The 13,003-nt window shown below is 46.5% G+C and carries 7 protein-coding genes, 1 tRNA gene and 1 pseudogene; 8 read left to right on the top strand and 1 reads right to left on the bottom strand.

Annotated elements, in window-relative coordinates:
- Nucleotides 1–327: 327 nt before the first annotated feature.
- The 8 genes and pseudogenes from AC5ELV_RS03870 (at nucleotide 328) to zapA (ending at nucleotide 12,369) form a co-directional block, all read left to right on the top strand.
- Nucleotides 328–2,469, top strand: a complete 2,142-nt coding sequence (locus tag AC5ELV_RS03870) for a bifunctional diguanylate cyclase/phosphodiesterase (protein ID WP_493429187.1) — start codon at nucleotides 328–330, stop codon at nucleotides 2,467–2,469.
- A gap of 107 nt (nucleotides 2,470–2,576) precedes the next feature.
- Nucleotides 2,577–2,647, top strand: a tRNA-Gly gene (locus AC5ELV_RS03865).
- 272 nt (nucleotides 2,648–2,919) lie between these two features.
- Nucleotides 2,920–3,960, top strand: a complete 1,041-nt coding sequence (locus AC5ELV_RS03860) for a polysaccharide lyase family 1 protein (RefSeq protein WP_493429186.1) — start codon at nucleotides 2,920–2,922, stop codon at nucleotides 3,958–3,960.
- Between the two features lie 170 nt (nucleotides 3,961–4,130).
- Entirely contained in the window at nucleotides 4,131–4,331 is a 201-nt protein-coding gene (locus tag AC5ELV_RS03855) for a hypothetical protein (protein WP_493429185.1), read from the top strand.
- A pseudogene (gene abc-f, locus AC5ELV_RS03850) lies at nucleotides 4,328–6,177 on the top strand (ribosomal protection-like ABC-F family protein). The gene AC5ELV_RS03855 and the pseudogene abc-f overlap by 4 nt, the downstream one beginning before the upstream one ends.
- Nucleotides 6,178–6,627: 450 nt before the next feature.
- A complete protein-coding gene (gene pheS, locus AC5ELV_RS03845; RefSeq protein ID WP_269321413.1) occupies nucleotides 6,628–7,659 on the top strand; it encodes a phenylalanine--tRNA ligase subunit alpha in 1,032 nt (343 codons plus the stop codon).
- A 28-nt stretch (nucleotides 7,660–7,687) separates the two neighbouring features.
- Nucleotides 7,688–10,135, top strand: a complete 2,448-nt coding sequence (gene pheT / locus AC5ELV_RS03840; protein WP_493429184.1) for a phenylalanine--tRNA ligase subunit beta — start codon at nucleotides 7,688–7,690, stop codon at nucleotides 10,133–10,135.
- 209 nt (nucleotides 10,136–10,344) lie between these two features.
- A complete protein-coding gene (gene zapA, locus AC5ELV_RS03835) occupies nucleotides 10,345–12,369 on the top strand; it encodes a cell division protein ZapA (protein ID WP_493429183.1) in 2,025 nt (674 codons plus the stop codon).
- 151 nt (nucleotides 12,370–12,520) lie between these two features.
- Here zapA and AC5ELV_RS03830 read toward each other — a convergent pair whose 3' ends face one another.
- Entirely contained in the window at nucleotides 12,521–12,880 is a 360-nt protein-coding gene (locus AC5ELV_RS03830; RefSeq protein WP_493429182.1) for a phage holin family protein, read from the bottom strand.
- Between the last annotated feature and the right edge of the window lie 123 nt (nucleotides 12,881–13,003).

The raw sequence follows: 13,003 nt of genomic DNA, 5'->3' as shown, positions 1-13,003 counted from the left end.
TCGCAGAGGGGTCCTGTACATACTATTTCTTTTATGTTGTGCAGCGTTGGGGTATAGGTATCACCTTTTGGAAAAGGTTGTCTGAAGCGCATAATCTGACAAGATGATGCGCTTTTTTGGTGCTGTAAGCTTGGTTATTTGCGTAAATGCGAAAATGAATTCATGAATTTAAGACAAAAAAATGATTCACCTTTCACAGATTAAATGCTATTATATACCAGAATACAACATTATTTTTGATACTATAGACTTAAACAACGGCTTCCAAAGCTGTCAAACGTCTTAGATGATCGGAATCTCCGATATGCAGGGGGCTGAAGAGGCTGAATGAGTATACGGCTGGAAGTAAAAAAAACGATAGGTATTGGCATTGCTTCGATAGTTTTGTTTGTCTTGGTTCAGTTATTTCACGTAACTTTGAATAAGATATACTCCCATAATGTTTTTTTCTTGTTATATCCGACTATAGGGTTTGCATGTGCGGCGATTTGTTTTTCTATTTTTTATCAATCCTGGTCCGTTTTACTGGAACAGTTGTCCTTGCAGAGACTTCTTATTGCCCCGACGTTTTTGGTGGCTGGTCTGCTTTACCTTGTTCATATTGTTTCTTTTAGTTTCGTAAGCCTGACGGACTTTGCTTTGTCTCCGGGCATTTCGTTATGGCTGCTATTTGTAAATCGTGCCTTTACCTCTGTCCTGCTCTTATGTATTTGTTTCCTCCCGTATAGCAAGACGAAGTCTGAATACAAGACGGTGGCTTTGTGGGCAGGGATAGGCTGCACTTTGCTGATTCTAGCAGTAATCAAGACATTTGGTGCAGGCTTACCGGATCTACGTATACGATACGAAATAGGCAACCTGGGCTGGACGTTAAATCTGGCTGTCATGTTACTGCTTGTGCTCACTTTTATTTTCGGCATACGAAAATATCGGAAAGCCCGCCCGGCGGAGTTGGGTATGTTGCTTATAGTTCGTGGGATTGGGCTGTGTGTTGTGAGTCAGTTGTTCTATTTATTTTCTGAGCAAATGAGCGATATCAATCACCTTTTGGGACTTTTGACCAACGCGATAGCATTTTATAATATGTTGAGCGGGCTAGTCAGGTTGATGGTTCTGGTTCCTTATCGTGAAAAGCAGGCAGCAGAATCTGAGTTTAATCACATTGCTTATAATGATGATATAACAGGACTCCCCAATCGTCGTCGCCTTTCCCAACGCTTAGATAAAATATTGCGCAAATCATTAAAATCGGATGAGACAGTAGCGCTTTTAGTGCTAAATATTGATCGTTTCAAGGCGATTAATGATTCGCTTGGACATACGGCAGGGAATTATTTGCTGTATGCGGTAGGCGAACGATTGGGGCATTTTAGCCATGAAGGGGAAGCTGTCTTTAGCATGGGCGGAGATGAATTTGCCTTTCTTCTAACGGGATATGAAGATACAGATGCTATGAGAAATCGTATTGATGATATGGTGAAGCTGTTCGATCAGCCTTTCGATATTAATGGTGAGTCTTATCATGTGATGGTGAGCGTCGGTATAGCTTTGTACCCGTTGGATGCGAATCAGAGCGAACAGCTTATTCAGCAGGCAGATACGGCTGTCCATAGTGCCAAAGAGCAGGGAGTGAATTTTCAGCGGTATGCTAGCGCGATGCAGATGCGAGCGCATGAAAGACTCCAGCTGGAAAATGATCTGCGGCGAGCGCTTGAAAATGAGGAATTTTCATTGGTGTATCAACCACGTGTCCACCTGCAAAGTGGCGAGTTAACGAGTTTGGAGGCGCTGGTGCGTTGGAATCATCCCCATCGTGGGATGGTGATGCCGGGCGATTTTATTCCGGTGGCTGAAGAAAGTGGTTTAATTGTGCCCTTGGGGGAATGGGTGTTAAGGGAGGCATGTCTGCAAAATAAGCAGTGGCAGGAGCTCGGGTACCCATCAATCCCGATTTCGGTCAATTTATCCATGCGCCAATTTCAGCAAAAAAAGCTGGTGGATGTAATTAGCGGCATTTTGGCCTATACCAAACTTGAAGCACGCTATTTAGAGCTGGAAATTACCGAGAGTATGACCTTTGATAAGGATCGGGCCTTTGAACAGTTGAAAAAAATAAAGGCTATTGGTGTCGCAATCAGTATTGATGATTTTGGAACTGGTTATAGCTCATTGCATTATTTGAAGAATCTCCCGATTGATCGTCTAAAAATTGACCGTTCCTTTGTAAATGAGGTACTGGTCGACAGCAAAAATGCCGCAATTGTATCTACTATTGCCTCCATGGCTCACCATTTGAAGCTGAAGGTTACGGCTGAAGGGGTGGAAAATGAGGAGCAACTTCATTTTTTGCAGGCACAGGATTGTCATGAGGGTCAGGGATATTACTTTAGTCGCCCCATTCCTGCAGAAGTATTTGAAAATTTGTTTTTACGTAAACCTATGAATTGGCTGGTTCAGGATAGTATGTAGTATGCTTGCATTTTGCTGAAAGGTAAGTTATACTAAATAACATCCTGATTCAGCTGATTGACAATAGGTTAAGCGTGTCATACATAAGAATCGAGATGTTGTAAAATGCGGGTGTAGTTCAATGGTAGAACTTCAGCCTTCCAAGCTGATAGCGTGGGTTCGATTCCCATCACCCGCTTACTGTTTTAAGAAGTTCGGAACCCTTGTGACGCAAGGGTTTTTTTGTTTTGTTTGGAGCTAGATAAATGCATTATAGCCGGGGTACCAACGGGGTATCACGGCTTTTTGCGTTCTTACGAACTATTTTTACATTGCCACACAAAATAAAATATAAAATATTTAGCTTATATGCTATAAATAAACAGATAAAAAGAACTATTTACCATTTACTAAAAAATAAGTATAGTCGCATTGTTGGGATTTAACTAAAAAAAGGATGGTGTAGTTGCAATGAGGAAAATTTCTTTTCTGTTTTTAGCATTAACTTTGGTGCTGCTTACTTTTCCTGCAAGTTCTACGTTCGCCGCTGCTGATTTTCCGAATACGTCGACGAATGGAATGACTGGTTTTGCCGGACAAGCAAAAAGTGAAAATGGAGCTACTAAGCCTGCCACGACAGGGGGAAAAGGCGGTAAGGTCATCTATATCAATAATCTAAACGATTTGAAAAACCAGTTAGGAGATTCAACTCCTAAAATTCTGGTCATCGAAAAAAATATTTCTGCCTCCTCTAAAACCGTGGTCAACATTGGTACTAACAAATCACTCATTGGTTCTTATGCGCAAAACAAACTGGTTAACATTCATTTGAAAACAACCAATAATTCGGGAAATGTGATCTTTCAAAATTTAACTTTTGAGCACAGTGCCAACATTAACGGTAACGATGACATCCAACTTTATCTTACTGCGGGCACAAATTATTGGATTGATCATGTTACGTTTGCAGGTCACAGTTATAATGCAAATGGCTCGGATCTGGACAAACTTTTGTACATAGGCCAATCGGCTGATTATGTAACCATTAGTAACTCCAAATTTGCTAATCATAAATATGGTCTTATTTTGGGATATCCTGATGATGGCAATAAAAATTATGATGGCATGCCCCATATCACGATCGCTAATAATTATTTTGAAAACTTACTTGTACGTGGTCCAGGACTCATGAGATATGGATATTTTCATGTTAAAAATAATTATATTAATAATTTTCAGCTTGCTTATACCATTGCTACGAATGCAAGAATCTATTCTGAGTACAACTACTTTGGAAAAGGTAGTGAAAAGGGCGGTATTCTTGATGATAAAGGCAATGGCGAGTTTAAAGATGTGGGGAGTTTTCCCACCATCAACAATCAAAAATCGCGTGTAACCAACTGGAATCCAAGCAAGAACTATAGCTATCAAGTTCAGACTCCTGAATATACTAAAGAGTTTGTAACGAAATATGCAGGCTCGTCGAATACAACTTTGGTATTTGGAAAATAACGAGGGTTATTTGCAAATGTGTTGTGATCTGCTATACTGACCGCAAGTAAGTATCCCATGAAAAGGAAGGTAACCATACGTCCGATGAAGTAAGCACACTGATTTTCCCACTTAACTGCACAGTTACTGGCAGGCGGCTGTAAGCTGCAACGGGAGAAGTGTGTCTGAAAATGAATGCAGGGACGTATGCGTTTATTCCGGAACGGGATTTGGCTTATTCGTTTGCGGTGCTATTTTTCATAAGCGTATGTCCTGAAACGATTCATAACAGTCATTCTATATTCCTTGTATGCAAGCCGCAGCCTTCTGCGGCTTTTTTTATTGTTTCCGGGATTAAAAAACCGGACTGGGAAAGGATGATCGTGGTATGAGAACGATTTTGCGTATTCGCAATGTAGTAAAGGATTGGAACGGGACATCTTTATTTGAGAATGTGTCGTTGGATGTGATGGAGGGAGAACGACTCGCACTGTTTGGAAGAAATGGAGCAGGTAAAACGACGCTATTGCGAATATTGCTGGGAGATGAAGCGCCAACCTCTGGTCAGGTAGAGCATGATTTGCCACTGGAGGAGCGGGGTGGCTGAAGCAGCAGGATACGGTGGATGGGTCTCGAACCGCACTGGAGGCTACACAGCAGGCCAGCCCTCGGCATTGGCGTCTCAAGCAAGCGTTGGGACAGCTGGAAGCTGACCTAGCCCATGCTGGGGAGGATATGGAGCATCATTTGGAGCGTTACGGCGAACTGATGGATGAATACGAACGCCTGCAAGGCTTTGCCTGGGAGTCTGAGGTGGAAAAGACGCTCACTCGAATGGGGATGCCTGTCCAGACGTGGTCCATTGTTTATGGTGACCTGAGTGGCGGACAGAAGACGAGAGTGCGATTGGCCGGACTCATGGTCAGGCAGCCGAAGCTGCTGGTGCTGGATGAGCCGACCAACCATTTGGATGCCGAAAGCTTGCTTTGGCTGGAGCAGTGGCTGTCCACGTATCCGGGAACGCTGCTGTTTGTATCGCATGACAGAGCCTTTTTGGATCGGGTAGCTACGAGTATAGTTGAGCTCACATCGACAGGTATTGGGCGCTATAAAGGCGGCTATAAGGAATATAAGGCGCAAAAGGAGCGGGAACTGCGAGAGCAGGAAGCCAGCTATCGGAAGCAGGAGCTGGCGAAACAGGCGCTGGAGGAAACGATTCGAAATTACAGGGAATGGTTTCATCAGGCGCATCGTGGCGCATCCAAGGTTGAGATGGCCGTTACGCAGAGCTTTTATAAGGCCAAGGCTAAAAAAAATATTTCCCGTTATCATGCGAAGGAGAAGGAACTGGAGCGACTGGAGGCCAATAGAGTAGAGCAACCGCGTGAGGCTGCGTCTTTGCACATGAAATTAAGTGACAGCGGATTTCAGGCAAAATATTTGTTGCGTGCTGAGCAGGTTGACTTTAGCTACGACGACCGTATCATTGTGAAAAATCTAAATCTGATCGTTGCACGTGGCGACCGTCTGGCTGTTCGGGGGCCGAATGGAATTGGCAAGACGACGCTGCTTCGGTTATTAACAGGTCAACTGGAGCCGCAGACAGGAAAAATCACAGCCAACCCACAGTTGAACATCGGATATTTTTCACAGGAGCTGGAGCAGCTTCCGGAGGATCAGACGTTGCTGGATAGTCTGCTTGCGCTCCCGACGATGACGCAAACAGAAGCGAGAACGGTGCTGGGCTGCTTTCTTTTTGCCAAAGATGATGTGTTTAAAAAGATAGGGACGCTCAGTATGGGGGAGAAATGCAGGGTGGCCTTTCTGCGCTTGTACTTTAGTGGAGCCAATCTGCTGGTGCTGGATGAACCGACGAATTATTTTGACATTGAAACCCGTGAAATTGTAGAGGATTCTTTGCGCAACTATGATGGAGCACTGGTGCTCGTCTCGCATGACCGGGAACTGGTGCGGTGCACGGCAACTCGGTTACTCGATATGAAGCCGAGGGGCGGATATGAAACCTATGAGGGGACAGCCGACGAAAAGCAAGAAGATGAACGGAGCCGTCAACGGGAGCCAGAGGATCAGGAGCAGCGGGAGGAACGTCTTCGATTACAATTTCGTCTTACAGAATTGATGGGGATGACGAGCACGAGTGACGAAAATGAGGAGCTGTTGAGCGAAATCAGGCGCATTCGTGCAAAGCTGGATCGGTTGGATGATCCCAATATCTAAAGGAATGAAACGTAGGCCCTGCTTGCCAAAGCGCGGTAGTTTGCATATAATAATGAACAATAGTTTGAAATTTTGAAAATGTCTTGATGGAGAAGAGTAGGCAGTGTCCGATTGAACAGGGAGGAAGCGCCGTAGGATTGAGAGCGTTTCTGCAAATACTGGGCTGTTGAAGTTCGCTCCGGAGCAGTTCCTTGAACCTCAGGCGCCATGTGAATGGCGAATGTGCAAGTAGGGGATACCGGTTCACGACCGTTACAACGTGTAGAGCGAGACAATGATGCATAGCATGAACAATCACCTGTAACTAGTTGCCGTAAGGTAGAACACCGGGTGAGCTGAGCTTATTGTCTAACGAGGGTGGTACCACGGTCTTTTCGTCCCTTACCGGGAGAAAAGACCTTTTTTTGTTGTCTGAAAAGCTGGATATGAAGAAAGGGGACTGAACAGGCGATGAGCGAAACCATCCAAATGAAGGAACATTTGCTGGCCTTGAAGGAAGAGGCACTGGAAGTATTGGAGAAGGTGGCAACACCCAAGGAACTGGCTGATCTACGGGTCAAATATTCGGGGAAAAAGGGCGCATTGACTGAAATCTTGCGCGGTATGGGCAAGCTGAGCGCGGAAGAGCGTCCGGTTGTTGGACAGGTAGCCAATGAGGTGCGCGAGGCGATTGAAGAAGTCGTTAACCGAAAGCAGGACGAGTTCACAAAAGCGGAAACGAATGAACGCCTGCAAGCGGAAAAGATCGACGTTACGCTGCCTGGACGCGCGCTGCCGCAAGGTGGATTGCACCCGCTCAACAAAGTGATTGAGCAAATCGAGGATATTTTTACAGGTATGGGATATCGAGTGGCTGAGGGTCCTCAGGCAGAGACGGATTATTACAACTTCGAAGCATTGAACCTGCCTAAAAATCACCCCGCACGGGATATGCAGGATTCATTTTATCTGACCGAGGATCTGTTGATGCGTACCCATACGTCACCGGTTCAGATTCGTGCCATGGAAGCAATGAAGGGCGAAACGCCTATTAAGGTTATTTGTCCGGGTACGGTTTTCCGACGTGATGATGACGATGCAACGCATTCTTTCCAATTCCACCAAATTGAAGGACTTGTTATTGGAAAAGACATTCGTATGAGTGATTTGAAAGGAACCTTACTTCAATTTGCACGCGAAATGTTCGGAGAATCGACCGAAATCCGTTTGCGCCCAAGCTTCTTTCCGTTCACAGAGCCGAGTGCTGAAGTAGACGTGACTTTTGTGAAGAAGAATGGCGAACGCGTATGGATCGAAATTTTGGGCTGTGGCATGGTGCATCCGAAGGTGCTGGAGATGGGCGGTTTTGATCCTGAGGTGTACAGCGGCTTTGCATTCGGTATGGGTGTGGAGCGAATTGCTATTTTGAAATACGGCATCGACGATATTCGTCATTTTTATAACAGCGACCTGTCGTTCCTGAAACAGTTTGCGCGTCAATAAACAACTATATCAAGGGAAGTGAACCCATATGAAAGTATCATTCGAGTGGCTGTCCGAGTATGTATCGCTGGATCAGGTAAGCGCGGAGGATCTGGCAGAGAAAATCACCCGTTCGGGTATAGAAATTGATGAGGTCGAGCAGCGCAATCAAGGGATTACTGGCGTCGTTGTCGGCTATGTTAAAAGCAAGGAAAAGCATCCAGATGCGGATAAGCTGAATGTGTGTATTGTTGATGCAGGTCAGGAGGAAGATCTGCAAATCGTGTGTGGTGCCAAAAACGTGGACGCAGGTCAAAAGGTTCCTGTTGCAGTTGTAGGTGCAAAGTTGCCAGGAGATTTCCACATTAAAAAGGCCAAGCTGCGTGGTGTTGTGTCCATGGGCATGATCTGCTCGGCCAAAGAACTGGGCATGAATGACAAGCTGCTTCCAAAGGAATTGCAAGAAGGTATTTTGGTGCTGCCTGAGGATGCTGAAATTGGTATGCCAATTACGAAGCTGCTGGCGCTAGATGATCAAGTGCTGGATTTTGATCTGACACCCAACCGTTCGGATTGCCTGAGCATGCACGGAGCAGCATATGAAGTGAGTGCGATTCTGGGACGTGATATTTCGCTGGCTGATCCGGCTAAGGATCTGGTGGAAATTAGCGATGCAGCGGCAGATCATCTGTCTGTGAAGGTAGATACTCCTGAACTGTGTACGCACTATGCGGCCCGTTATATTACAGGTGTAAAAGTGGGGGCTTCTCCGTTATGGATTCAAAACCGCCTGATGGCGGCAGGTGTTCGTCCGATCAACAACATCGTAGATATTACGAACTACGTCATGCTGGAATACGGTCAGCCGCTGCATGCTTTTGATGCGGATAAGCTGGAAAATGGAAATATTGAAGTTCGACTCGCTCGTGCAGGCGAAACATTGATTACACTTGACGATCAGGAGCGTAAGCTGGAGCCGCATATGCTGCTGATTACAGACGGTGTGAAACCAATAGCATTGGCAGGCGTGATGGGTGGAGCCAATTCCGAGGTTACGGATGCGACGGTCAGCATTGCGCTGGAATCTGCGAAGTTTGACGGCGGTACAGTTCGCAAAACGTCTCGTCAACTTGGACTGCGTTCAGAAGCAAGTCTGCGTTTTGAAAAAGAGGTTGATCCAGGCGCTGTTGTGCCTGCTGTGAATCGTGCAGCTGCGCTGATTCAGCGTTATGCGGGAGGCACTGTACACCAGGGCATCGTAGAATCTGCGTCTGCAAAAGCTGAAAACCGCATTATCAAGCTGTCGCTAGATAAAATAAACAGATATTTGGGAACCGAACTGTCGCTGCTTGAGGTGAAAACGATTTTTGGTAGACTTCATTTCGGATGTGGCGACGCAGAGCAAGGGGTACTGGAAGTTCAAGTTCCTACACGCCGTGGAGATATCACCATTGACGTGGACTTAATCGAAGAGGTAGCTCGTCTGTATGGTTACGACAATATCCCGACCACGCCGATTGAAGGTCCTACAACTCCGGGAGCTTTGACAGCATCGCAATCATTGCGCCGCTCCCTGCGCAGATTGCTGGCTCATGGTGGTTGGCAGGAGACGATCAGCTACTCTTTTGTACATCCGCAAAGTACGGGGTTATTTAATGCCCTGACAGAAGGTAGCCATCCGGTACGTTTGGCTATGCCTATGAGCGAAGACCGTAGTGTTTTGCGTACGAGTATTATTCCACAGATGCTGGATACAGCGGTGTACAACATGAATCGCAAGCAAGACAATCTGTCGATTTTTGAGATGGGAACGGTATTTTATACAGAGGAACAAACATTAACCCGTCAGCCGCAGGAAATTCAAGTGCTTAGTCTACTGCTGACTGGGGTACGCCGTGAAAAACAATGGAATATTGGTGCTGAAAAGGTTGATTTCTTTGATATTAAAGGCGCGCTTGAAACGGTGTTTGACTATTTCGGATTAAGTGCCAGCATTCGTTATGTGGCCGACCAACCGCAAAGCTACCACCCGGGCCGTTCCGCTTCGGTATGGCTGGATGTGAATGGAAACTCTCAACGGATCGGTACCATTGGGCAGATTCATCCGGAGCTGCAACAATCCTATGGGCTGAATGATACGTATGTAGCGGAAATTGCGCTGCAACAGGTCGTTGAACACGCAAACTCTCATATTCAGTTCAGAGAGCTGGCTCGCTTCCCATCCGTGGAACGTGACATTGCCCTCGTGGTGAATAAAGACGTTGAGGCAGGGGAACTGCTTCGTGTTATTCACGCTGCAGGCGGAGAGCTATTGCAGGATGCACGGGTGTTTGATGTATTTACGGGCAGCAAGCTTGGTGAAGATAAGAAGAGCGTAGCTATCTCTCTGACCTATCGTCATTGGGAGCATACGTTGACGGATGAAGAGATCAATGCGGCGCATACTCCTGTCGTTACGTCTCTGGAACAAACTTTTGGAGCGGAATTGAGAAAGTAGCAGGAAATGCGGGAAGCCGTATCGAATCTTAGTGACAGAGGTTCGATACGGCTTTTTGGCCTATCATCATAGAAGCTCTCTTACTCTGATATTTACCCGCTGCGGGGAAGCCGGACTAATAAGGTTGAACGCTTCACGGAAGGCGGGTTACCATAGTACCGGACGCACCTTAGAATCAACATACAGTAGTATTGAAGGAGGGCATAATTGTGACTACACCAGATCGTACTCGCGTCACTGTAGAGATCTACGGTACTTCTTATAAACTCGTCGGCAGCAATACCGATTATATGAAGCAGGTTGCCAATTACGTGGATGAGCGTATGCACAGCATTTCTCAAGCTCATTCGCGTCTGGATATGCCCCGAATTGCCGTACTGGCTGCGGTTCATATGGCAGAAGAAGCTGTACAAATCCAGGAAATTCAGAGTCATATGAACCGTTTAGCAGCGGAACGAGCAGAGCTCCGGGGAGATCTGGCGCAACTTCAGACGGCTCTAGGGGAACAGCAGCAAAAAAATACAGATATGCATCAATCTCTTATTCAGCTAAAGGAAGAAAAGGAAGCAACGCAGAAGAAGCTGATGGAAACCGAATCTGTATCAGCCAAGGAGATTGCCCAATTGAAGGCAAAGCTGGAACAGCAGGAGAAAAAAGCGGCTGAACTTGAAAATGGACAAAAACAAGCTAAGCGTGAATTGGAGGAGTCTCGTCAAGAAGCTTCTCGGAAGCTGAAAGAGCAGCAGGAGGCGGCCAATGCTCGTATCCGGCAGATAGAAGAGCAGATGAAGAAGGAAGTAGCTGAAGCGGCTAAACAGGCTGAAGCCAAGCTGTCAGCTGCAGAAAAGATTCATCAGGAGCAAAAGAATACAGAACTGGACAAGCTACGATCTGCTTTGCAGCAAGAGCATAACAAGAAGGTAAGCGAATGGCAGACCAAGTGCTCCGGGCTGAATGAGCAGCTGGAGCAGGAACGTAAACAGGCTGAATTGGCGTTGAATGAAGAAAAGCTCCAGCATCAGGAAGCGCAGAAACGAGCTGATGAAGCTGCACTGGAGCAGGAGATTCGGGTCGAGGAGCTTCAGGAACAATTAGAACAAGTACAGGCAGGCAGTACAGAGCTTTCTTCTCGTCTGGGAGAGGCTCAAGAGCAAGCAAGAGTACTGAAGCAACAACAGTCCGAGCTGGAGTCTGTGCTGGAAACACAGCGACAGGTTGCGATAGAGCGAGAGCAGGCAGATACGCTTGCGCGTGAAGAACTGCAAAGCCGATATGATCAATTAGAAGCTGAAGCCAAGGCTACGCAGCAGCAGACGGCTAAGCTGGAGGAAGAACAGCGTCGGATGCAGAAGCTGCTGGAGCAAGCTCACGTATCTTCTCGCAAGCTGCAAAGTGAGCTGACTACGTTAGCTGAAAGCGAGAAGTCATGGAAGAAACTTGCAGAAGAACGCCAGTTGGCAGTTGATGAGCTGGAGCTTTCCCTGCTGGAAGCACGTGAACAGAAGGAAGCGATACAGGAGCAATTACAGCACGCAACGGCTGAGCTCGAAGCTATTAATGATAAATTTGCTTCACAACAGCAACGGCTAGTTCAACTCGAAGCGAGAATCAAGGAGCTTTCACCTGAGCTGATTCGCGTTCAGGATGAGCTTGAGAAAGCCAAAGTCCGAGAGCAAGAGGGAGCTAAGGCGTATCAATCGCTTCAGGAACAATATGGAAGCATGAAGACCCGAGCTGGGCAGCTGGAGCAAAATATCAAGCAGCTCCAACAGGAAGATCGCGAACGGCGGAGTGAACTGGAACGTGCTGAGGAAGAATCTCTGGAGTGGCAACTTAAATACGATCAGTTGAAGGCAGAAGCGGAACGTCTGGAAGCTGAAGATGCTGCCCGTAAGGAAGAATTTGCATCTTGGGAACGGGAAATAGCGGTAACGGTTGAACAAAAGGAACAGCTCCAGGAGGAGACTCGTTTGGCGGTTGAAGCTGCCAAAACGGCGAAAGCTGAACAGCAGTCCATAGAGCAGGAACGAATGGCCTTGCAGTCTGAATTGGACGAAGTGGGGCAAAAATATGAAATGGCGGCGCATCAGCTTCGTCTACTACAAGTGCAACAGGACGTAGATCGAGAAAATACGGAGAAGATTTCTGCGGAATTACGTCAATTACAGGAAGAATATACCAAGCTTCAAACGGAGTACAATGAATGGATTGAACTTATCGAACAGGATCAGTAGATACGGATTATAAATGTAAGGCAATCCCCGGCTGCTTATCGCCGGGGATTATTTGCTTATTGTATCCACTCAGAAGTGTTTATGACAAAAAGCTGTCCTTTGGCAGACGAAATCTGCTTCGGGACAGCTTTGCCGGGAGTGTCTACTAAAATTATTTCGCGTCTTTACGACCGGCTTCAAACGGGGTCGATACCGGAATGAACAGGTCGATAATCCCGATAACCAATGCAGCGAGCAGTGCGCCCAGAACGGAAACACTGACATTGGTCACGACATATTGAGCGATCCAGATAACCAGAGCGCTCACAAGAAAACCTACGATACCGCGTCCAAATGGAGAAACACGTCGGCCAAACACTGCCTCGATGATGTAACCAACCAAGGCAATGACAATGGCAAGAATCAGCGCGCTCCAAAAGCCGCCTACACTAAATCCGGGAACGATCCAGCTTACGACCATCAGCACCAGAGCGGCAACGATGAAACGTACAATGTGCCCGAGAATGCTCACGGAATAACCTCCTTTGTGTTTTGAATTTACAGGGTTAGACAAAGGTTAGTGTGTGGCATGAAGAGCTTTCTTATGTGTAAAACAGAGTTGGCAAATAGCGTAAGTTTGCTGCTTTCGGTATAA

The organism is Paenibacillus sp. NMA1017 (genome assembly GCF_058895805.1).
Note: the sequence above shows the minus strand (reverse complement) of the source record. Positions and strands in the feature narration are given on the sequence as shown.